The sequence below is a fragment of the Nocardioides marmorisolisilvae genome (genome assembly GCF_031656915.1).
GTDB classification, from domain to species: domain Bacteria; phylum Actinomycetota; class Actinomycetes; order Propionibacteriales; family Nocardioidaceae; genus Marmoricola; species Marmoricola terrisoli.
The window spans coordinates 946,909-969,721 of sequence record NZ_CP134227.1 but is presented as its reverse complement, the minus strand read 5'-3'; the positions used below and the strand labels follow the sequence as shown (position 1 = coordinate 969,721).

General features: G+C 63.3%; 20 protein-coding genes. 9 read left to right on the top strand and 11 right to left on the bottom strand.

What is annotated here, in order from left to right; translation table 11 throughout:
- The first annotated feature begins 178 nt into the window (after positions 1–178).
- Positions 179–868, top strand: coding sequence for a DUF433 domain-containing protein (locus tag Q9R13_RS04655; protein ID WP_310963920.1), 690 nt, complete (start codon positions 179–181; stop codon positions 866–868).
- Positions 869–870: 2 nt separating this feature from the next.
- Positions 871–1,431, top strand: a complete 561-nt coding sequence (locus tag Q9R13_RS20200; protein WP_397219002.1) for a PIN-like domain-containing protein — start codon at positions 871–873, stop codon at positions 1,429–1,431.
- Positions 1,432–1,656: 225 nt separating this feature from the next.
- Here Q9R13_RS20200 and Q9R13_RS04650 read toward each other — a convergent pair whose 3' ends face one another.
- The 9 genes from Q9R13_RS04650 to Q9R13_RS20195 form a co-directional block, all read right to left on the bottom strand.
- Positions 1,657–2,676 (bottom strand): sugar ABC transporter substrate-binding protein, encoded by a 1,020-nt coding sequence (locus Q9R13_RS04650; RefSeq protein ID WP_310963918.1) that lies wholly within the window; start codon positions 2,674–2,676, stop codon positions 1,657–1,659.
- A gap of 208 nt (positions 2,677–2,884) precedes the next feature.
- On the bottom strand, positions 2,885–3,988 hold the full coding sequence (locus Q9R13_RS04645) for an ABC transporter permease (RefSeq protein WP_310963916.1): 1,104 nt from the start codon (positions 3,986–3,988) through the stop codon (positions 2,885–2,887).
- 14 nt (positions 3,989–4,002) lie between these two features.
- A complete protein-coding gene (locus Q9R13_RS04640) occupies positions 4,003–5,556 on the bottom strand; it encodes a sugar ABC transporter ATP-binding protein (protein ID WP_310963915.1) in 1,554 nt (517 codons plus the stop codon).
- Positions 5,553–6,527 (bottom strand): cyclase family protein, encoded by a 975-nt coding sequence (locus tag Q9R13_RS04635; protein WP_310963914.1) that lies wholly within the window; start codon positions 6,525–6,527, stop codon positions 5,553–5,555. The genes Q9R13_RS04640 and Q9R13_RS04635 overlap by 4 nt, the downstream gene beginning before the upstream one ends.
- Positions 6,528–6,677: 150 nt before the next feature.
- On the bottom strand, positions 6,678–8,441 hold the full coding sequence (locus Q9R13_RS04630) for a CocE/NonD family hydrolase (protein ID WP_310963913.1): 1,764 nt from the start codon (positions 8,439–8,441) through the stop codon (positions 6,678–6,680).
- The gene (locus tag Q9R13_RS04625) at positions 8,438–9,829 is read right to left on the bottom strand and encodes an amidohydrolase family protein (protein ID WP_310963912.1); all 1,392 of its coding nucleotides are present in this window, start codon (positions 9,827–9,829) and stop codon (positions 8,438–8,440) included. Before Q9R13_RS04625 ends, Q9R13_RS04630 begins: the two co-directional genes overlap by 4 nt.
- 105 nt (positions 9,830–9,934) lie before the next feature.
- Positions 9,935–11,746, bottom strand: coding sequence for a helix-turn-helix domain-containing protein (locus Q9R13_RS04620; protein ID WP_310963911.1), 1,812 nt, complete (start codon positions 11,744–11,746; stop codon positions 9,935–9,937).
- A 19-nt stretch (positions 11,747–11,765) separates the two neighbouring features.
- On the bottom strand, positions 11,766–13,676 hold the full coding sequence (locus tag Q9R13_RS04615) for an acetoacetate--CoA ligase (protein ID WP_310963910.1): 1,911 nt from the start codon (positions 13,674–13,676) through the stop codon (positions 11,766–11,768).
- Between the two features lie 314 nt (positions 13,677–13,990).
- A complete protein-coding gene (locus tag Q9R13_RS20195; RefSeq protein WP_397218998.1) occupies positions 13,991–14,578 on the bottom strand; it encodes an SDR family NAD(P)-dependent oxidoreductase in 588 nt (195 codons plus the stop codon).
- A 414-nt stretch (positions 14,579–14,992) separates the two neighbouring features.
- Between Q9R13_RS20195 and Q9R13_RS04610 the strand changes: the two genes are divergently transcribed.
- The 4 genes from Q9R13_RS04610 (at position 14,993) to Q9R13_RS04595 (ending at position 17,227) form a co-directional block, all read left to right on the top strand.
- Entirely contained in the window at positions 14,993–15,148 is a 156-nt protein-coding gene (locus tag Q9R13_RS04610; RefSeq protein WP_310963909.1) for a hypothetical protein, read from the top strand.
- 319 nt (positions 15,149–15,467) lie between these two features.
- Complete coding sequence (locus Q9R13_RS04605) at positions 15,468–16,313, top strand: IS5 family transposase (RefSeq protein ID WP_310963908.1); 846 nt, start codon at positions 15,468–15,470, stop codon at positions 16,311–16,313.
- Positions 16,314–16,478: 165 nt separating this feature from the next.
- Positions 16,479–16,733, top strand: coding sequence for a hypothetical protein (locus Q9R13_RS04600; protein WP_310963907.1), 255 nt, complete (start codon positions 16,479–16,481; stop codon positions 16,731–16,733).
- A gap of 236 nt (positions 16,734–16,969) precedes the next feature.
- Positions 16,970–17,227 (top strand): hypothetical protein, encoded by a 258-nt coding sequence (locus Q9R13_RS04595; RefSeq protein ID WP_310963906.1) that lies wholly within the window; start codon positions 16,970–16,972, stop codon positions 17,225–17,227.
- Between the two features lie 914 nt (positions 17,228–18,141).
- Here the strand turns inward: Q9R13_RS04595 and Q9R13_RS04590 are convergent.
- Both Q9R13_RS04590 and Q9R13_RS04585 read right to left on the bottom strand, forming a co-directional pair.
- Positions 18,142–19,440: an ISL3 family transposase gene (locus Q9R13_RS04590; RefSeq protein WP_310961331.1), complete on the bottom strand. Its 1,299-nt coding sequence runs from the start codon at positions 19,438–19,440 to the stop codon at positions 18,142–18,144.
- Between the two features lie 144 nt (positions 19,441–19,584).
- Entirely contained in the window at positions 19,585–20,883 is a 1,299-nt protein-coding gene (locus tag Q9R13_RS04585; protein ID WP_310961331.1) for an ISL3 family transposase, read from the bottom strand.
- A 191-nt stretch (positions 20,884–21,074) separates the two neighbouring features.
- On the opposite strand from Q9R13_RS04585, the gene Q9R13_RS04580 reads away from it, so the two are divergent.
- From Q9R13_RS04580 to Q9R13_RS04570, 3 genes are all read left to right on the top strand, one after another.
- Positions 21,075–21,422, top strand: a complete 348-nt coding sequence (locus Q9R13_RS04580; protein ID WP_310963905.1) for a helix-turn-helix domain-containing protein — start codon at positions 21,075–21,077, stop codon at positions 21,420–21,422.
- A gap of 63 nt (positions 21,423–21,485) precedes the next feature.
- Positions 21,486–21,863: a hypothetical protein gene (locus tag Q9R13_RS04575; protein ID WP_310963904.1), complete on the top strand. Its 378-nt coding sequence runs from the start codon at positions 21,486–21,488 to the stop codon at positions 21,861–21,863.
- A 35-nt stretch (positions 21,864–21,898) separates the two neighbouring features.
- Complete coding sequence (locus Q9R13_RS04570) at positions 21,899–22,726, top strand: tyrosine-type recombinase/integrase (protein WP_310963903.1); 828 nt, start codon at positions 21,899–21,901, stop codon at positions 22,724–22,726.
- The last annotated feature ends 87 nt before the right edge of the window (positions 22,727–22,813 follow it).

The window sequence follows — 22,813 nt, the reverse complement described above, 5'->3', positions numbered from 1 at the left end:
CAAACAGGTTCTTGAACATGCGACCCAGGATCGAAGGACCACCGTCACCAGCTCTCCAGAGTCCAGCAAGGGCCTCGGACTGTGAGCGGCGCTGTGCGCAGACGTACGCTCCCAAGAGCAGGGGTACGCGCCGCGACACGGGTCAAACTGGTTCGCCGCCCGGGAGTGGGGTGCGAAGATGGGCGCCATGGTCGTCTTCCTGCTCGATCGCGCGATCTACTCCTACGCGGACGTCGACCGGCTCGTCGGGCTGCACTCGGGTACTGCGCGGCGGTGGCTGGAGGGCTATGAGGGCCAGAGCCACTTCTATGACCCGGTCCTGCGGCCGGAGGCGACCGGCTCGGATGCGGTGACTTGGGGCGAGATGGTCGAGGCTCGGCTGTTGGCAGAGTTCCGCGATCGTCGGGTCCCCGTGCAGCGGATGCATCCGGCGATCGTGAAGCTTCGCGACGAGTTCGGGCGCTATCCGCTCGCGCATGCGCGCCCGTTCCTCGATGTTGAGGGCCGCGAGCTCGTTCAGGTGGTGCAGCAGGAGATCGGGCTGGAGCTTGGTCTGCGGCTGGTCGTCGTGAGGGACGGTCAGTATGTCCTCACCGATGCAGCGCAGCGGTTCAGTTCTGCGGTTGAGTACGTCGAGAACGTGGCTGGTCTGTTGCGCCCGGACCCGCGAACTCCTGACGTGGTCATGGACCCGCGCCGTGCCTTCGGGCAGCCTGTCGTGCGCAGTGTCCGCCCCGACTCGCTCGCCGAGGACTATCGCGCGGGGACCAGCCGCGACGACCTTGCGGATCTGTATGACCTCACCTCCGAGCAGGTCGATGAAGCGATCCGCTTCGAGCTGATCGCTGGTGCCGAGCGCGCTGCCTGACGATGACGGCTCAGACGCCGGTGTATTTCACAGACGAGAACACACTGGGTCTGGGCAAGTTGTTGCGCCGTGCTGGCCGTGACGATGTCATCTACCCCGGGCATGAGGATCTTCCCGAAGTACCCGTGGGCACACCCGACCTGGACTGGATGCCGGTCGTTGCGTACCGGCAGCTCATCGTGGTCACCCGCGACAGGCGGATCCGCACCCGGCCCGTTGAGCTACGTGCCTACTGGGGAACACGGGATCAGGTCGGTGTGGATCGGCGCCAAGCAGGACCTTGGACCGCGCCAACAGGTCGACTTGCTCCTTCGCCACGAAGAACGACTTCAACGCGAGGTCATCAAGCGCGGACCCGGCCCGTGGGTGCTGGCGATGAACCCCTCCGACGTTCGCCCGCTCACTCTGCGCGAGCCCTAGAAATGGGGGACTCGGCCCCGACGATGAAGCCTTGCAAAGAGGTGGCGCCCGGCCGGTGCGTTCACACAGCTGAGCCCGCAGCGACCCCCCGCCAGGCGCTCGTGCACCATGGCAACGATGTGGGGCGAGGTAGCCTAACCTGAGGGCCCGGTCGGGATTCGAGCGTTCACACAATTGTGTCCACTTTGAACGCAGAAGCCCGCTCTCCGGGGCAATGAGACGCAAACGAGGGATGGCGTCGGTCCGGCCGACGTTGTGACGTCGGTACGCTCAACGACTTCATGCTCCTTGTATGTGCGTCACGCATCGTGCCCGGAGAGCCCAGCCCGGGACCTCGTGCTGGACCCTCCGGGGGCGTGCGTGCGGTGTTACTTCGTCAGGCCCCAGGCCTTGCGGTATGCGGCCTTGAAGTCGAGCGCAGCAGCGTACGGCCCGGAGGATGGCGCCTCGCCTTTTTCGACGACACGCGTCCCAAAACCTTCGGGAGCCTGCGGTGCGCCGTTGAGGTACCTGTTAATTGCATCGGCAAAGGCGTATCCCATCCATTCGTTGCTGTAGCCCTCTACCGCGGTGGGAATAGGACCGCGATCGAGTGCCTGGATGCCAGCTGGACTGCCTTCACCGCCCGTGACAACGAGTTTGCGCCCGGTGGGGCTGTTCTCCAGCGCCTGAAGCAGGCCCGTCACCATAAGTTGGGTGTCGAAGGGCACCAGAAGCGCATTTGCATCTGGGCGCCGAAGAAGCGCGGACTGAACGCCCGGGACAATCGGGCCCTGCGGCGAGGCTGAGTCAGCTGTCCCCACCGCGACATCGCCGACGATCCTGCACCCAGAGCATTTCGCAATCTCGCTGCGGACGCCCTGGTCGAGAGATGGCAGGACATCGTTGAAGTGAACGTCGATCAAGTTCACATGCCCGCCGAGCTTCGCTTCAAGGTACTGAACCTTCTGTCGTCCCCACGCCTCGTAAAACTGCGCGGCGCTGGTCACGCCCCGGCGATAAATGATGTCCGCAGCGAATAGTTTCTGCCCCCCATTTGCGTCGCAGTCGGATCCGAGCATGTCGAAAACGGGAATCTTGGCGGCCTTCGCCGCAACGAGGGACTGTCGGACCTGCGCACAGTCGATGCCCGCTGTGGCGATGGCATCGGGCTTGATGGCGATGGCTTGGCGGAATGCTGTGGAGTAGCCACCCCCGACGTTGAACTTCCCGTCAAAGGTCTTGACAGTCCAGCCCAACTCCGTCGCGGCATCTTCAAGCCCGGTGCCGGGGTCCTTGCATCCGGGAGAAACCTGCCCACACGAGACGTAGGCGATGGTGAGCCCCTTCTTCGGTGTTGGCCCCGTTGTGGGCGGCGTCTGTTCTGTGCCCTTCTTCAAGTGGGCCATAGAGACTGACGATGTCGATGACGATCCGGACGCCGACGAACTCGCTGGGCCCGAGGTCGTCCCGCTGGGGCCCGATCCTCCGCCGCATGCGGTGAGGACGGCCATGGCCGAGGCTGCAGCGACGGCTGACAAAAGGGGACCTCGCCGTATCCGACCTGCAAAGGGCGCGTGTGACATCGTGACGTTCTCCTTCTTGTTGTTTGCTACTTCAGGACGTGGTGATCCCATGAACGGTCCCCTCCGAGCTTGGGGTAGCTGAGCTTGCTGTCGCTGCACTCGTGCGCGTCTGTCGACGCTGACGGACTTGAGCGAGGTATGTCGACAACCCCACAGCGACGATTAGTGCGCCCCCGTTGAACGTCGGCTGCACCCACGTGTCGGCGCCGAGTAGGGATAATCCGCTAACAGCGGTGCCGACGAAATAGACACCGATTACAGTGCCGATGACGTTGTATCGGCCAGGACGAATCGTGGTCGCACCCAGGAACACTGCGGCAAAGGCTGGGAACAGGTAAGAGAGCGCTGCGGTTGGGTCGCCCGCTCCGAGGATCGACGTCAACAACGAGCCGGCAACTCCTGACAGCAGGCCAGAGACCACGAAGGCGTACCAGACCGAGCGGTCTACGTTGATGCCGACCAGACGGGCCGCGCTCTCGTTCGAGCCAATGGCCTCGAGTTTGCGGCCCCACGGGACGTGCAACAGCGCATACCAAAGGACGGCGGCGACCACGATCAGGGCAACGAATGGTCGTGGGACACCGAGGAAGCTCTTACCGCTCCAAGCGCCCAGGGACGGCGGGATGCCTGCGACAATTTGCGCCCCGTGGGTGTATAGCGTGGTCAGTCCGTTGAGCAGGATGTAAACACCGAAGGTGACCACGAAGGCGTTCAACTTCAACTTTGCAACCAGATATCCGGTCAACACGCCGAGAACAGCGCCCGCCAACGCGCCTAGAAGGACGCCCAAAAGGACGGGCAGGCCATACTTGCCGATCAGCGATGCGGCAATGATGTTGCTGACGCAGGCCACTGCGGCGACGGAGAGGTCGAAGTGGCCGGCTACTAATGGCGGCAGCATCGCTAGCGCGACGATTCCGACCACTGAGCCGCTCACCAGAACGTTGTCGAGGTTGGCGGAACTCAGAAAGAGATCTCCGGTACCACTCATGCCGAATGCGGTGAACATTACCGCGAGTGCGATCCCGAGTCCCGCACGCTCAAGTTGGAGGATTGGATCGCTCAGGAGATAGCGGCGCGTTCTGGTGCGCAGCGTGTACTGCGCGCGCCTGCCGTTTTCTGAGGTGTGCTTCATCACGGCCAGCCTTGTCATGCGACCGACTTCTGGCCGCGGTGAATCTCTTCTGTCAGACGCTCGACGGTGACTTCTTCTCGACTCAACTCGATCCCGATTTCGCCGTCTTGAAGCACGAGCGCGCGGTCGACGATCTGCGCCAGCTCCTCCGGATCGGAGGCGACCATTAGGACCGCCATCCCGTCGTCGGCAGCGCGGCGAATGAGGTCGTGGATTTCTGCTCGGGCTCCGACATCTACGCCCTGCGTCGGCTCATCCAGCAGCAGTAGTAGTGGCTCCATACGTAGCCAGCGCGCCAGGATCACCTTCTGCTGGTTGCCCCCTGAGAGCGTGGCGAGAAGGGCATCTTCAGAATCTGCCTTTACGTGAAACGTGCCCATCATGCGGCGCGCGGTCGCAACAATTGCGTGGTCGCGGATCCCTACCGCTGAGCGGTAGTCGTGCAGGGAGGGCATCACGATGTTCGCGGCGATGCTCAAGTCGACGAAAGCAGCGTCGTCGGCTCTGTTCTCAGGGACATAAGCGACTCCCGACTTAATGGCTTGCCGGCAGGAGGAGAACCGCTGCTTCTCGCCCGCAATAGTTAATGTTCCGCCGCGAAGAGGGCACTCCCCAAACACGCCCCGGAGAAGAGAGCTTCGACCGGACCCCACGAGACCAGCCACGCCGACGATCTCGCCGCCTCGGATGGTCAGGTCAACACTGCGGAGGGGTCCAACTGAAACCTCGTTCAGTTCGAGCACTGGATCGTCGCTGATCGAAGTGCGGGGTCGTGACTTTGCTGTCGCAATATCTGAGCCGACGATCAGTCGGATGAGGGACTTCTCGTCAAGCTCGTTCACCTCATGGGTGCCGGTGGCACGACCGTCTCGCAGCACCGTCACGCGGTCTGCGACCCGCAGGATCTCGTCGAGCCGGTGGCTGACGTAGAGAATTGACTGGCCGACTGACGCGAAGCGCCTCAGCGTGCCCAGCAGAAGATTCGACTCGTCAGCGGCGAGCGCGGCAGTCGGTTCATCGAGGATCAGCAAGCCTCGGTCGTGGGCTCCATCCTGAACGGCTCGTGCAATGGCGACTAGTGTGCGATTGCTTTGGCTCAAACTGCGCATCGGCGTCTGCGGTGTGGCGGCGATCTGGAATCGCTCGAGAAGGTGGTCGGCTCGACCATAGACATCGGGCCAGGAGATGGCGCCGACTCGCTTGAGAGCGAATCCCTCGCCGATGGCTAAGTTCTCCGCGACAGACATGTCAAGGAATACGCCGAGATCCTGGTGAACCGCGTGCACTCCGGCCGCGTGGGCGTGGTCTGCAGACCATTCGTCCGAGCTCACCTGAGCGCCGTCGAGCGTGATCGTCCCCCCTGGTTCGGACGAAATGACGCCGCATAGGACCTTGATCAACGTCGATTTCCCCGAACCGTTACCCCCGATCAGCGCGTGAATCTCGCCCGGCCGGACCTCCAAGCTCACGTCGTCGAGGGCAACCGTGCCCGGATACCGTTTCGAAATGCCGCCGAGTCGTACTCGTGCAGGCCCTTTACCGGTTCGGTTGTCGCCGAGTACGTTCATCGGATTGCGATCGGGTTCAGCGGGCCACCCACCGCGCCCGTAAACGGCAAGGGCGCAGCAGCAAGAAGAAACTCATAGACGCCGTCAGACGCGCAGGCGGCGGCGAGGCGTTCGAGGTCAAACATTTCGCCAAACACGACGCCCGCGTTGACCAGCAGCACAACGTGAAGTGGCTGCATGACCTCATCGGTCTCATTCGGCCGGACTTCGACTCCCCAAGTGTCGGATGCCACTGCGGCCACTTCACGCTCAACGACAACCCGCGCGGTATCGAGACTGAGTCCAGGCGAATCACCGCCCGCATAGTCGCCCCAGCCCTCGGCGCGGCACATGGCGAGATGCCCGGTGCGAATGAGGAGGATGTCGCCGCGCCCGATGGTGACGCCCTGGGCCTCCGCGCATGCGATCAGATCGTTTCCGTTGATCGCGTGTCCCGGCTCTAGCCACTGGACCCCCTTAAAGCGCGGGAAGTCGAGGAGTACGCCGCGCCCCGTGAGGCGCTCCTGCATGGTCTCGAGGGCACCCCGACTAGCGCCGCTGCTCGTGACGTGCTCCAATCCGAACCCGTTGTACATCGCGCCGTCGTAGAAGATGTGGCTGAAGGCGTCCCAATGCGTACCTGACTGAAGGGGCATGGAGATCACGTCGTCGGCAAAGCGCAGACCGGGGAGGTGCTCTTGAGCGCCTAGCTGAATATCTCCACCGTCTTGGGTCATGAAGTGCATCGGATTGAATCGACCGAGGTACCCCGTCTGCGGACCTGTTAAGTCGTAGGGCATCGCGCAGGAGATGACCTCTCCGCGACGCACTAGAGACGCCGCGTGCTTAACTGCCTCTCCGTCGATGAAATTCATGGCGCCGAGTTCGTCGTCGGAACCCCAGAACCCCCAGCGACGGTGCTCCGCGGACAGCGCGTCCACCTCGGCTCGGCTCCAATTGTGGGCATTCGTATTGCGCTCTGCTGAAGTCATGGGAGGAATGTATGTGGCTAAATGTGATCCATACTTCGTTCGGTCCCCCAGGGTTTCCGCAACTTTGTCGTGGATTTACACCAAGGCTGGCGGCTCGACGGCAACGCGAACTAGCCCGGCAGAACTCTGCCGGGCTAGCAACACAGCGCGCTACCGGGTGGTCGGGATGACTGGCACCACGACCTTCGCTGCGCTCTCGCCACCGGCAAGCAGCGTCACCTCACCACCGAAGACATCCTTCGGTCGATCGGCGGGATCGTTGTGCTTAAACGGGCCGACGCCCCGCATTGACAGCCACTGAACCTGCACATCAGGCACGTCGTTGGGCGCCTCGTAGTCCTGACCTTGCACGGTCAACGCAAGGGTGTATCCAGCGGGAATCACGATAGATGTCGCAAGGATCTCGACATCTACGTCATAGGGTTTGCCTGGTTCGAGGGGCTCGACTTTGTCGTGCGGGTGCCATGGCCGCCAAGGCAGTGACCGTTGGCGGTCGAGGTCGCGGTGGGACGCACGGAGCCATCCGTGCGCGACCGGAGCATGTGTCTGCACAGCCCCTTTGAAGGCGACCTCACTTCCTTCGGGATCGAAAACCTGAAGGATTAGGAAGAGGTCAGCGTCTCGTGTTTCGGAGACTATCCGCAGGGACGCCCGCGAGGGACCGCTTATCTCTGTCGTTTCGTTCATTACTGTTCGGAACGTCACGCTACCTTCCATCGCGCGGTACGTGACTTCGGCATCTACCGCCGGTTGCTCGGGGCGAAGGCTCATATCGGACGCGTCAAGATACAACTCCGTCCACTGGGTCCGCGGAATGGGCCAGGCGTCCTCGGCTCTGAGTTCGAAAGACTCATCGTGGTGACGCACGTTCATGATGATTGGAGGGCGCTTGTCCCACCCGTTGTCGACGTCCTTCAAAAAGTGGTCCAGGAACTCCAGTTGCAGCCCTCGACCATAGTCGGTGTAGAACTCCACCCAGTGCTCACGCCCGTGAAACTCGAGCCACTTGTCTTTAGAAGCCGCGCCGAGGTACCCCTCGACGTTACCGCGCAGGTGTAGGCCGTGACCACCCCAGTTAGCCGCTGAAAGCAACGGGACTGTCACTTTGCTGAGGTCGGCGCGAAGATCTGCGTAAAAATCGTCGTCGAGCGAGTGGTCAACGATCGACTGATCGAATGCAACCGTGTTCGCCGCAAGCTCCTCCTCGCTGAGCGTCTCGTCGCCCGCTACGGAAAGGCCAGTGATCCGACTCCTCTTGGCGCGATCACCCAACCCGTGCTGCACCGTCGACACTTGATTGGGATACCAGCCGGTGACGAACTGGGATCGGATACCGCCGTGGTACGCGCCGTCGCGATACCAGTCGGACATCCCCTCCCACGCAATCATCGCCGCCAAGTGCGGAGGTTGTAGAGCTGCCACTGGCCACTGGATAACGGCATAGTAGGAGATGCCGTTTAGCGCCACCCTGCCTGTGGACCAAGGCTGTACTCCAGCCCACTCGATGCAGTCATGTGCGTCCCGCACCTCTCGCGGTGAGAAGCTGTTAATCACGCCGGGAGACCTGCCAGCGCCACGCGAGTCCACGCGTACGCAAACATATCCTTCGCGCACCCACTTCTCCGGATCTGCAACTTCCCATGCCTGATACTTATTGGTCGAGTTGGCGGGAACGTCGGGATAGTCTTCGCACATCATGCGCCAAGCGTCAGGGTAACCGTCCTCGAAGTGCAGACCCTTGGCGTAGGGGCCATAGGTGAGGATGACTGGGAATTGCCCGTCATCGGGGGGGCGAAAAACGTCGGCGCGCAAAACAATTCCATCGTCCATGGCGATCGGCACGTCGAATTCGACGAGCATTCCGTCCATTGCTTCAGGCTGCTCGGGCATGCAATTCTCTCCTTCGGCCTTCATCTGTAATCCTTCGGGATAATGTCGTCATAACCGCTCGTGTTGTACAAGCGGTTGCGCGCGTCTACGACCTCGGTCCTTATCACGTCGATATCTACGCCGACCAGGGACCCCGACGTTTTGACGACATCTCCCTCCACCAACACAGTGTCGACGTTCGCGCCGTGGGCTCCGGCAATGACCGCCGGTTCGAGGTTCGAAAGCGGCCACAGGTTGAAGTCGGTAGCGCGCAGCAGGATTAGGTCCGCTTGCTTACCTGGCGTGACGCTACCAATCTCGCTGTCAAGCCAACATGCCTCTGCGCCCGCGATGGTGATTGCCTCCAGCGCTTCCCGCGCCGTCATTCGCCCGGCGAAAGCCGGCACGGGGATTCCCTCGGCAAAGCTCAGTCGAGAAGCCTCATAGCGGTCGAGAAGCAAGCCCGTACGAGCTTCCTCGAACATGTCGCCTGACGTAGCGGTCACCGAGTCTGCGCTAAAACACGGTCGCATGCCGTGATGCCTCATTCGCGGCGTTGGGGTCGATCCCATACCCAGCGCGGCATCGACGATCGGGCAACTCACCAGGTGCGCGCTCACCGCCATGGCGAGTTTGACCTCTTCGTCCGTGATATCGCAGCAATGAGCGAAGCTCATATCCGGTCCGAGCAGACCCGCCTCAGCCATGCGCCTGACGGACTCCTTGGGCTTGCCGCCCATAGGTACTCCAACGTGGAAGCTCATCGGCATTCCCAGGCGCCGAGCCGTTTCGACGTCACGAACAGTAGTTTCGAGTGTGGTGTAGTCGAGGCCCTGAGGCGCGAGGGCCATCGTGAGCCTTCCCCGTCGGCCCGCGAACTCGCGCTCGTACAGCGACGCTGCATGCGACCAATCGTTCGCGTCGCCCTGACCAGCCATCTCGCGTACTTTCTGGTTCATTGATCCGCCGTAACCGAACACGGCCCGGATACCAAGGCTTTGGTGAGCTGCAACTGCAGCCTCCGCGTGCGCGGGCGAGTTGATCACATGGCACCAGTCGAAGACTGTGGTTACGCCGTTGTCGAGACAGTCTGCGATGCCCGCACGAGTAAACGCATAAACGTCGTCCGGGGTGAATGCGGGACCTAGTTGCCCCCACTGTGCGGCAACTAGGTCCGCCAGAATCGCGTTCATGCCGCTCCCTCGGATACCCGCGTACCAGAGGTGGCGATGCGCATCGACTAGACCTGGCATGACGACCATCTGCGAAGCGTCGATTACCTCCGCGCCTGCTGGGTCGAGGTAAGGTCCGACCGATGCGATCCTGCCGTCTTCGATCAGAACGTCGGCGCTGCGGAGATTGCCAATCTGAGGGTCCAGGCTGAGGACGACACCGCCTTGGAGGAGTATCCGACCCATACGTTCACGTCCCATCGATAGTTGTGCGAATGTGCACAACGCTAATGAGCTGCGGCAGCTAGGGCATGGGGCAATTCCACGAATTGCATACGGGATCCTGTGCAAATCGACGAATCCCGATCATGCCGAGGTGCGGACGAACCGGTCGATTGCGAGGGCGAAATTTACGTCGAGCATGCCCTGACTGCTTCGGAGCGGAACTCCGAGCAAGGACTCGATCCGACGCAACCTATAAGTCAAGGTGTTCGGATGAAGGTGCAGCGCTGTGGCGGTCCGGCCGGGTTGAAAGTCGTTTTCGGCAAACGCTTGGAGGGTAGGGAGAAGTGCCGCATTGCGTGAGTCTTGCGGCTGTCGCAGAGGTCCGAGCGTCTGCTCAGCAAACCGACGCAGTTCCGCCGGCTCATGAGCTGACAGCATTAGGCGGAAGATTCCGAGGTCGGCCACCTGCACAACCTGGCCGTTCGCACGGCCGGACTGACTGAGCCGAAGGGCATTCGACGCAACCTCGGTCGCCATGCGATAGTCCAGCGGCGATTCACACACGTCTCCGATCGCTACCGACGCGGTCATCGATGCGGTGCCGCGCGCTGCGACCAATGACACGATCGCGCGAGCGGTCTTGGTCGGAGGCTCAGATCCATCACCCTGGGGGAGCAACATGACGACTGCACCCTCGCGCGCGGCGACGAGCGCAGAGCGCGAGCGTCCGGCGGCAACCGTTCGGGTGCATGCAATCACGTGCTGAAGTGCGGACTCCGAAGCGGGCTCATCCGGACGAATTACAAGAACGAGATGGGGCTTCAAGATGTCGTGACCGTAGCTTCGTGCTCGCGCTACTACACGGTGCTCGTCAGCTGCCTCCAAGTTGAGAAGATCGCGAAATAGGTCTCCTCGCATACGCCATTCGACCTCCTGGCCGTGCCGCTGCCTTAGGAGTTCGAGCGAGCTGACCATGGCCCCTCGCTCGAAGACACCCCGCTGGGTGTTTCCCATTGGGTGCAACTGGCCCGACGCCCAGAGAAGAGCGACAACTTCGTCGGCGATGACGATCGGGACCAGGTACACCATCCCCTTGCTCGTCGCGTCGAACCGTTCGACCATCTCGAGCTTCTCGCACGCAATTTCACGCATTGCGCTTCGGTCAGTGGCTGCCAGCTGTGGCCCTCGGTGACTCGACGGCCAAGCCGCGACAATTCCGTCGCCTGTGGGTTCCTCGGCACACATCTCGTACCCAGTCATATCTGACAATGCATGCAGGATGCGGTCTAGGCCCTGGCCCGCCAGCGCAACTCGATTGAGTCGTTGATGCATCAGATCGACCTGTTCGAGCTCGGCCATCATCGCGAGCTCGCTTTCTCGCAACCGAACGATCTCGATGGCGGCCGCGGCACCCTGCGCGAGCGCCGTAAGAAGGTCGATCTGCTCCTGCTGGAACGCGCCGGCGCCTTCTGCGTAGACCGTCAGTGCACCCAGTTCGCCAGGTCCAGCGAGGGGAATACTCAAAAGCGAGCGGTATCCCTGCTTCGCCACGACCTGGCGCCACTCGCTCACGGTCTCGTCGGCGAACATGTCAGAAATCGAAACCGGCTCGCCCGTCCTGTATGCGCGTGCAGAAGGCGTCTCAGGGTGTTCTAACTGGCCACCAATCATGAGTGGGATCGTGCTATTGGCAAAGACCAGGTAATCCTCGTCCAAACCCGCTGCACCGCGCACGACCAACCGCTCAGCTCGCTCGTCTGCGAGGGCAACCATGGCGAAGACGTTGCCCGTGAGGTCTCGCGCTACTTGGGCGATGATGTCGAGCGTCTCCTCCAACGGAAGGTCGTCAACCAGGGCGCGAGAAACCCGGAGCCAGGCCTCAAGTGCAGATCTGGCATTCACTTCGCTTGCCAACTGTGAAAATCGCACAGGGTCGTTGATAGCGCTCTCCATCCCCTTGGGCGCGAACCTCCTACCATGGGAGCACCATGGTGGCGTACTCGTCCAGCGCTACCGGGTTGATTAGGCTTTCGCGACTAGCGACGCGCTCGGACGGCTCGCCCATGAGGATACGCTTCACTGGGATCTCGAGGAGTTTTCCACTGAGGGTGCGCGGCACATCGGCGACTTGGATGATCGCGTCGGGCACGTGTCGCGGTGAGCAGTCTTCACGGACTCGCGTACAGATCCCGACGATCATGCCGTCGTCAAGAGCCTTGCCATCCTCCAGGACAACAAAAACGGGCATGTAGTTCTCGGCGCCGTTCCGCGGCAAGTCAACCACGAGAGCGTCGACGACGGCGGGCTCAGCCAACACGGCCTGATAAATCTCACTCGTTCCCATACGAACCCCTCCACGATTGATTGTGGAGTCACTCCGCCCCGAGATGATCGCCGTACCCCGTGCGGTGACTTCGATCCAATCGCCATGGCGCCAAACGCCCGGGAAGAATTCGAAGTAGGTGGACCGCAGACGCGATCCATCCGGGTCGTTCCAAAGCTTCACCGGCATGGACGGCATCGGCGCGGTTACGACTAGCTCGGCGACCTCGCCGACAACGGGAGCCCCGAGATCGTTGTAAGCCTCTACCTTGGCGCCGAGCGCCCGGGCTTGCATCTCTCCGATATAGACCGGAAGGGTAGGGACGCCGACGAGCAGGGCCGTAACCACGTCTGTTCCCCCACTCGAAGCCGCCAGCCATATGTCCGCGCCGACGTGCTCGAACACCCACTTATAGGACGTCGGCGTGAGCGGCGACCCCGTCACCCCGATGGAACGCAGCGAAGATAGATCTCGATCTAGCCTTGGTTCAATCCCCGCCTTCTGACATGAGGCCAGAAACGCCGGGCTGGTCCCAAAAATCGTTATCCCGGTCTGAGCTGCGAGATCCCACAAGTGGTGCAGGGTGGGCGTCGCGGGATTCCCGTCGTAGAGAACGATCGAAGCTTCAGTCAGCAGGCAGCTGGTGAGGTAGTTCCACATCATCCAGCCCGTCGTCGTGAACCAGAAAATGCGATCGCCCGGGTGAGCGTCCAGGTGTATGTGATGGTGCTTGACCATCTCTAGGAGGACGCCGCCATGACCATGGACAAGAGCCTTTGGTAGTCCGGTCGTCCCTGAGCTGTAGACAATCCAGAGCGGGTGATCGAAAGGAACTACCACGAATTCGAGAGGACTATCTGCGGGCCCAAGAAATCCACTTTGCCAACCGGTTGCGTCGAGGTAACCGAGGCGCACAGCTGGCGCTCCGATTGCCCGGGAGATCTCATTCACCTGAACTTCCCGGTCGAAGTCCTTACCTCCGTACCGGTACCCATCGACGGCCAGTAGGACCGCCGGTCCAATTTGCGCAAACCGGTCGATGACTGCCCGCGAACCAAATTCTGGCGCCGCGCTCGACCAGATCGCACCGAGCGACGCCGTGGCGAGGAAGGCCGCGATCGTCTCTGGGATGTTCGGCATATAGGCGGCGACGACGTCTCCCCTGCCGATCCCAAGAGCCTGAAGTCCAAACCGGATGCGTGCTGTCTCTCGCTTCAGCTCGGCCCAAGTCCATGCGCTCAGCCCACGGAGTTCGGAGGCATGCTGGATCGCCAGGGATTCGTCCGCCTTACCCGCAAAGATGTGCTCGGCGTAACTGAGAGTCGCGCCCGGAAACCAATTCGCGCCGGGCATAGAGTGGTCCGCCAGGACCGCAGTTGGCGCGTCGTGAAAGTGGATGCCGAAGTAGTCAGCGATGGTCCCCCAGAATTCGGCGAGGTTCTCGGTCGACCAGCGCCAAAGAGCCTCATAGGACTCGGTAATTCCGACATGCTGACTAAAACGTGAAATGTTCGCCACCGCGATCGCTTCTGCGGAGGGGTGCCAGGCGATGTCATTCATCGGACTTCCTTAATCCCAGATGTTGTACAAGCACTTGAGGGTGGTGCCAGTGACGGCCAGTCGCACCTAACCCGCCTCTGAAGATCGACTGCCGTGCTGGGTTTGGCCGCGGGCAGGCCAGACTGTGCATTGAGATCCAGCGAGAAGCTAGCGAACCCGCCATCCATCGCGTAGGAGACGCCGCCACCATGGCGGCTCCGTTGCTTGCGGGCCAGGCGAGCAAATCCGCTACTTCTTCGGGGAAACGTGGGTGCTTGATTACGTTGCAGGCCAAGAGCACGTGGTCGAGTACGTCCGCTTCATCGACATCGTTCTCACGTGTTTGTGCGGCTATCTGATCGCACGCAAGGAGAGTGCTCACGTAGCCAGGGCCGACACAGTTGCTTGTGAGGGGCCGTGTGAGCCGCCTTCAACGGCCGCGACCTCGAGAGGCCCTCGAGACCGTGTTTCGCCGCGACGTATGGAGCCTTATACTGCGATGCACAGTGAGCGCGCACCGAGGAAACGTTAATGATTCTGCCGAACCCGCGGTCGTGCGTGTTAGGGATCGCTCCACGCATCAAAGGAAGGGGCGCGTCAAGAAGCAGCGCTGTGATCTTCGGAAAATCCGATGGTGGAAATTCCTTCTCCGGGCACACCACCCGCACTCCGGAGTTGCTGACCAACACGTCAACGTCGCCCGTCCAAGTCTCGGGCCGTCTGGTGTCAGTGAGGTCGACCTCCCAGACTTGATCACCGATTTCCGACGCCAGCATGCTCGCAGCGGCAACATTTCGGTCGGCAACGATCACCGTGTGACCGCCTGCGGCTAAGGCCCAGACACAGGCTTCCCCAATTCCGCTAGCGCCACCGTCTACCAAAGCCGTCCGCAGCGCTACAGTCGGGTTTGCTCCGCCACCCATCGATCGATCTCCTCGGGTTGAGGGTCCACTTCGTGACTCTGACGCGCGATTGCAGACGCTGTCAGAACCGTTCAGAACCTTGTCACGCAACTTGGTCGAGACTAGGTGCGTCACACGCGAAGCCGCGTCATGGAAACTCACAATGTTGCGTGGACTTCCGGGTCAGGTTCACAATCGCGCGGGGACCGTGTCCCGGGTCTAAACCGACCTCGCGGTCTTCCTCATCGAGCCCGACAGGGTCGTGGTCCGTGACCTGTTCGGGATCGGCTTCGAGGACCTGCAGGCGCTCATCAATGTGCGGCTGTTGGACGGGACGCGCGGCCCGTCGTAATTCGGCGTTCCAGCCGCGACGACGTCGTCTACCCCGGGCACGAGGATCTCCGGTTGTACCCGTGTGTACCGGACCTAGACTGGATGCCGGTCATCGCGCACCGGCAGTTCCTGGTGGTCACCCGCAGCAGGCGGACCCGCACCCTGCCCGTTGAGCTGCGCGCTGCGGCCAAGATGCCGGACTCCGCTCGAGTCGATGCCTACGTGAAGCTCATCGAGGCACGCAAGGAGCCGGGGTGATCTCCGCTTTGGTGACAATCTCGCCATCCCTCGACTTCTGAGTCTTGCGCTTGTCTTCCAGCACCTGCGCGTGATGCTCAACGCTATCTCTCACGAGCTGCAGGGGGGTGACGCCGAGTCGTTCGGCCGTATGGTCGTTCTGCTCGACCCGAAAGACCAGACGTCCTCCGCCGGAGGCGATCTCGACTCAAAGTGATCCGCCGTACACAAGCGGACTTAGAGATCGCGCGGATAGGGGCGCGTCGTTGACGCGAAACAGGCACAAGCCCTCGGAGGATCAACGGGTTGTCAAGACTCGTCTCTTCCCCGCGAGGTGCTTGTGCCTGCTGTGCCATCTTTCATCATTGAACCCCTTTGGGACCAGTTCACCGTGCTGCTCCCTGACCACGAGGACGCCCACCCGTTGGGTTGTCACCGCCCTCGGATCGGTGACCGCGTGGTCTTCGACAAGCTCGTCGAAGTGCTGGTCTTCGGCGCCGCCTACGTCAAGATCGCCGATGCGACCTGTTCGGCCACCACGATCCGCGATCGCCGCGATGAGTGGATCAGCGCCGGCCTCTTCGAAGCCCTCGAGCAGCTGTGCTTGCAGGCCTACGACTGCATCTGTGGGCTCGACCTGGAAGACCTCACCGTGGACGGCTGCATCGTCAAGGCGCCCTGTGGTGGCGAAGCGGCCGGGAAGTCCCCGGTTGACCGGGGCAAGCAAGGCACCAAACGATCGCTGCTCACCGACGGGGCCGGGGTCCCACTGGGGTGTGTGAGCGCTCCGGCGAACCGCCACGACTCGGTGTTCTTGCGCCCCACCTTGGAGAAGCTGGGACGCCTTGAGCGCTGGTTCGGGATCGGGCTGCCCGAGAAGATCACCGTGCATCTCGATGCCGGCTACGACAGCGCCAAGACCCGCGAACTGCTTGCCGAGCTGGGCTGTGATGGCGTGATCAGCCAGAAGGGCTGCCCCCTCCAAGCCGGCGCCCGATGGGTGGTTGAACGCACCAACTCCTGGCACAACCGCGGGTTCAAGAAGCTGCTGGTCTGCACCGAACGCCGCGGTCGCGTCATCGACGCCTACGTCGCGTTGGCCAACGCAGTGATCATCGTGCGCCGACTCATCCGGACCGCCTGGACCACCCACCGCTGGGACACCCGACCAGCACGTCGCCCCTGACCTATCCGCGCGATCTCTTATTTAGCGAGGCCACCCGTGGACCTTGATCGAGTTATCGGCAACGTCGACCGGAGAGGCGTCGCCTAACCACCAACAACCCGATGACGCAGTGCCCGACCCAGACTCCGGTCCCGTGGTCGATGCGCTGTCAAGGAGTTGTTGAATATGTCTGAGCACGACACGACCGAGCCCATCGAGCCCAAGCACGAGACCCACCTTCACATCGAAGGGGACGGCGCCAAGTGGCTCGCCCGTGGACTCGTACTCACCGTCGGTGTCTTCATGGCTGGGCTGTACGGCATCGCCAAGCAGCCTGAGGGAGTCTCGAAGCTCGAAGCCATCGGCCCGTGGTTCCCCTGGCGCAAGGCAAAGTCGAGTGAGCCTGAACACCCGACCGAGCCGCCCGCTGAGATCGAGTAGCTAGACCCAGAGAGTCCCCTCGGAGTGACTGCCGAGGGGGCTTTCGTCTGCCCGGCGGTGAGAGGGTTTACGCGTGACGGAAGACCTCTACGCGTCCGACTGCTCGGTGCATGGCCTCGATCCGCACATCCTGATACACGAGGCCGGCCATGCCGTAGCTGCGGTCACTTTCGGCATCCCGTTTTGAGAGCGTCGTCGTCTACGGCGAGGACGACGAGAAGTCACTCGGTGGCTTCATGTCAGCGGCGGCTCAGATCATCATGTCGTCGCCCGATCACAGCAGTTGGGTCAAGCCGGATCCGGTTATGGCGCTGAAGTTCGCCTGCGTTGGTTTGGCGGCGGAGTTTGCTGCATTCGACGACTCAATCTCCGGGGCAGGTGACAGCGGCATGCAGGCATGGCGGGTCGGCTACTCGACCTCGGGGGAAGGCCTCGACATGGACCAGGTCGGTGATGAGCTAGACACGCAAATGAACGGAGGCCAACGACCATGAGCACCTAGCGGACCAATGGGAGATCCGATTGGGCTGACGGATACCGAGGATGGCTGGAAGCGCGCTCGTTCTGCTCCTCTCGGAGATCGCACCGGACCGCCGAACGTACTGGCGCTCTATGGCGGAGTTCAGGCGAGCATGACTGACCGCCATCGCCGAGATGGCCCACACCGGTCCAGTCCCGGGGACCGCGTTCGGATGCAGCGGCGGCTCCGGACCTGAGCGTTCACAAAATTGTGTCCACTTTGGACCCAGAGTTCCGCGATCCACAGCAACTCAGCACAGGCCAGGGATGACATCGATGGAGAACCTCGGGGTCACGACCTCAGTGCGTTCCCGCAGGTCATCGCAGGTCTTCGCACGCGAGCGCAATGCAGCGCAAACCGGGTCATCACCGGTGGTAACGCTCCCTCAGTGGCCGTCGAAAGGACCGGGCCGGATGACAACAGAGGGGAGCCGGAACGTCGCACTCTGCTGATGGAGCCGGCACGTTTGTGCACCATGGCAACGATGCGGCGCCGAAGAGGGAGGTAGCCTGATCTGAGGACCCGGTCGGGATTCGAGCGTTCACACAATTGTGTCCACTTTGGACGCAGAAGCCCACGCTCCGGGGCAATGAGACGCAAGCGAGGGATGACGCCGATGCACGACCGCAGGATGCCGGTTCGATCGCGTTCCTGCAGGTCAACGCCTGTTTCCACATACTCATGCAACTCCACGCAGACCCGGTCAGCGCACTTCGCGCCGAAGCCTCAGTACCTGCTCGGCGGAGCGGAGGGTTGTTGGTTCGAGTCCAACCGGGGGAGCGATAGAACCCCGTCTGACCTGCACGAACGGGTCGGGCGGGGTTCGCCCGTTCCGGGTCCGAACCGGCCTATTCACCACTTTGTCGGCCCTCCTGACTGATCTGTGGGTTAGTTGCGGCCCGGGAGGGCGGGTCGGTGCCCGCCGAGGGTGAGCATCGCCAGCGCGATCAATGCCTCGGCGGAGTGGAACCCGAACGCCATCCTGGTCAGCAGCCGGATCTTGGTGTTGGTCGACTCGATCAGCCCGTTGGACAGGTTGTGCTCGATCGCGGCGAGGATCCGGGAACGGTGCTTGACGATGCTCTTCTGCAGTTTCACGAACGCCGGGATCCGGCAGCGTCGCGCCCAGCTGATCCACCGGTCCAGGGCCTCGGCGGCTGCCGCGTGGGGTAGTCGGAAGACCAGCCGCAGGCCTTCTTTGAGCAGATAGGCGCGATACAACCGCGGATCGGTGGCCGCGATCCAAGCCAGCTTGGTCTGCTGGTTCTCGGTGAGATCTTCGGGGTTCTTCCACAACGAGTAGCGGGCTCCCTTCAACGACTTGGCCCGTTCGCTGCCCGGTCGCGGCGGTGCGTCGGCGCGAGGACGTCCACGCGGCCGCTTGGGTTCGGTTCTGGCCTGCTTGCGGGCGTCGTTCCACGCCTCACGCCGGACCTCATCGAGCGCCTCGGTCGCCCATTTGACGATGTGGAACGGATCGGCCACCCGGACCGCGTTCGGGCACCGCCCGGCGACGATGGTGTCGATGAAGTCGGCCCCATCAGCCGAGACGTGGGTGATCAGCTTGCAGCGTTCTTCGCCGAGGAGATCGAAGAACTCAGCGACGGTGGCGCTGTTGCGTCCCGGTGCGGCCCAGACCAGTCGCCGCTGGTCGTGGTCGACGACGACCATCAAGTACTTGTGCCCGCGCTTGTAGCTGATCTCGTCGATCCCGATGCGCCGCAGCCCGGCGAAGCGGTCGTGCTGGGTCTCGATGTCGGCCCAGACCCGGGAGATGATCGAACCCACGGTGCGCCAGGCGATCCGCATCAGCTCGACCACGCATGACTTCGAGGCCTGGGTGGCCAGCCATGCCACCTGATCATCGAAGCTCAGCGTGTGGCCGGCGTCGTGGCGGGCCCAGGGCACGTGGGCGACCACCACGCCATGGGCCCGGCAGGTCACCCGCGGCGCGTCAGCCTCGACCATCGCGACCATCGTGCCCAGGTCCAGCGCCCGCCAACGCCTCCTGCCCGCACCGGCGTCATAACCCGGACAGCGTCGCCGACAACGCCCGCAGCGGCCACGCTGCCGCTTGGTCGGCCGCACGTAGGCGACCAGCACCTGGTCGTCCTCGTCGAACTCGACCCGCTCGATCACCGTCTTCTCGACCCCGAACACGCCCCGCCATAGGCTGACATCACGCACGCCGCTCTCCTGTGCACCTGGTTCCTGTTCCTAGACAGCTCAGAAACCTAGACAGGAAGCGGCGTGTGGCTCGTTCAGGCGCGCTCAGGCACCCACAGGTACGTCAGGAGAGCCACTTTGTGGCCCTCCTGACTGATCTGTGGGTTAGTTGCGGCCCGGGAGGGCGGGTCGGTGCCCGCCGAGGGTGAGCATCGCCAGCGCGATCAATGCCTCGGCGGAGTGGAACCCGAACGCCATCCTGGTCAGCAGCCGGATCTTGGTGTTGGTCGACTCGATCAGCCCGTTGGACAGGTTGTGCTCGATCGCGGCGAGGATCCGGGAACGGTGCTTGACGATGCTCTTCTGCAGTTTCACGAACGCCGGGATCCGGCAGCGTCGCGCCCAGCTGATCCACCGGTCCAGGGCCTCGGCGGCTGCCGCGTGGGGTAGTCGGAAGACCAGCCGCAGGCCTTCTTTGAGCAGATAGGCGCGATACAACCGCGGATCGGTGGCCGCGATCCAAGCCAGCTTGGTCTGCTGGTTCTCGGTGAGATCTTCGGGGTTCTTCCACAACGAGTAGCGGGCTCCCTTCAACGACTTGGCCCGTTCGCTGCCCGGTCGCGGCGGTGCGTCGGCGCGAGGACGTCCACGCGGCCGCTTGGGTTCGGTTCTGGCCTGCTTGCGGGCGTCGTTCCACGCCTCACGCCGGACCTCATCGAGCGCCTCGGTCGCCCATTTGACGATGTGGAACGGATCGGCCACCCGGACCGCGTTCGGGCACCGCCCGGCGACGATGGTGTCGATGAAGTCGGCCCCATCAGCCGAGACGTGGGTGATCAGCTTGCAGCGTTCTTCGCCGAGGAGATCGAAGAACTCAGCGACGGTGGCGCTGTTGCGTCCCGGTGCGGCCCAGACCAGTCGCCGCTGGTCGTGGTCGACGACGACCATCAAGTACTTGTGCCCGCGCTTGTAGCTGATCTCGTCGATCCCGATGCGCCGCAGCCCGGCGAAGCGGTCGTGCTGGGTCTCGATGTCGGCCCAGACCCGGGAGATGATCGAACCCACGGTGCGCCAGGCGATCCGCATCAGCTCGACCACGCATGACTTCGAGGCCTGGGTGGCCAGCCATGCCACCTGATCATCGAAGCTCAGCGTGTGGCCGGCGTCGTGGCGGGCCCAGGGCACGTGGGCGACCACCACGCCATGGGCCCGGCAGGTCACCCGCGGCGCGTCAGCCTCGACCATCGCGACCATCGTGCCCAGGTCCAGCGCCCGCCAACGCCTCCTGCCCGCACCGGCGTCATAACCCGGACAGCGTCGCCGACAACGCCCGCAGCGGCCACGCTGCCGCTTGGTCGGCCGCACGTAGGCGACCAGCACCTGGTCGTCCTCGTCGAACTCGACCCGCTCGATCACCGTCTTCTCGACCCCGAACACGCCCCGCCATAGGCTGACATCACGCACGCCGCTCTCCTGTGCACCTGGTTCCTGTTCCTAGACAGCTCAGAAACCTAGACAGGAAGCGGCGTGTGGCTCGTTCAGGCGCGCTCAGGCACCCACAGGTACGTCAGGAGAGCCCACTTTGTCACTACTTTGGCTCCCGGGGGCATCGGCGCGACGCCACCCTGGTGGCACTGCGAGCGCACCTCATGGGCATGGCACTGCCCACCCAACCCAGCGCGAACGCGGTCGACCGCACGGTCGATCTCGCGTCCTACCACCTGCTCACCTCTGACGAGGCGGCCGACATTCTCAGCGTGCCGGTCGCCACCTTGAGAACCTGGCGGACGCGCCGGCGCGGCTATGGACCGCCGGCGGTCCATCTCGGCGGCAATATCCGCTACCGGCCCGAGGACCTCGTCACCTGGATCGAGGAACACACGGAGTCCGAGACCGGGTGCCTCCGATCCGACGCCGGCGCCCAGTCCCCGCGGTTGACCCGCCGTCGACGGCCTCACGTCCGCAGCCTGACGGCTCCGGACTCCGACAGCCCTGCCCACTGACCCGGACCTCGCCCACGACCTGTGCTCCGGATCTCTGGTCACCCACGGCAAAGGAATGAGCACATGTCCCGAGAACTACTTCAGCCGGGAGACATCGGCAAGATTCGCACCACACGCGTCAGCGCTGGTCTCTGGCGCGCCGACACCTACTATGCCGACTCCGCTGGCAACCGGATTCGGCTCCGAAAGTCTGGCCGCACCGAAGCGGACGCCCGTCGGGCGCTGACCGACGAGATCGCCGAACGCATCGAACTCGACACCGGCGGACTGGTCTCGGCACGAAGCCTCGTCAAGGAGGCCGTCGCGATCTACCTCGACCAGCGCATGGAGGATGCTCGCACCGGCATTGGCCGAGCCAGTACTCGCTCGATCAAGCAGTACCGCTCCCTGGCCCGCAACTGGATCGTGCCCGCCTCGGCAACCTCCAGGTACGCCACCTGACCCCGGGTCGCCTCGACCGCTACTTCCGCACCGAGGTGACACCGACCCGCTATTCCGACGTCCGCAAGGCGCTACACGCGTTCGTGAAGTGGCTGATCGTCCAAGGCGCCCTTGCCCGGGACCCGATGGCGCCTCTGCCCAGCTACCAGCGGCGCAACATCGGCCGCCGGTCCAAGGACCGTGAGATCACCGCAGCGGACGTCCGAGCGGTCCTCGCCGCCGTCGACGACTGGGCCGGAGCGGCCCGCCCGGGGCCGACGCCCTCGGCGGTGTACCGCGACCTGGTGCTGTTCATCGTCGGCACCGCGTGCAGACCCGGGGAGGCGCTGGCCGTGCGCCGCCAGGACATCGACCTCGCGTACCCGGTCGGCGAGGGGCTGACCAAGCCGGTGGTACACATCACCGGGACGCTGGTCTATGACCGGGACCACGGGGGGTTGTACCGGCAGCCGCACACCAAGAGCGGCGGAGCCGGAGACCGAACGGTGGTCCTGCCGCCCTTCCTGGTGCGGATGCTTCGTGAGCGCCTGATGGCCACCGCGCCCAATGACTCCGGAGCCATCTTCGCCACCAGGGCCGGCGGCTGGCTCTCGCCGAACAACATCAACACCCGGTTCCGGGAGTCGATCCTCAAGGATCGCGAGGTCGGCGAGTGGTTCGAGCTCCGTCTGCTGCGTTCGGCGACGGGCACGGTCGTGGCGCAGGCGAGCGGCGCCGAGATCGCCGCCTCCCAGATGGGCAACACCCGCGAGATCGCGGAGGCGCACTACATCCACCGGAGTCGGCTGGCTCCGGACTCCTCGCGCATCATCGAGGAAGCCTGGGCGGCCGCGGTGCCCACAGCAACCGCCCGGGGTCGTTGAACCCCGGGCCGGCACGTCGAATTCTCCGCTCACAGGCGGGGGCATCCGGTGGCATTGGATGCACGGTCGGCCGGTGCACGATCGCGT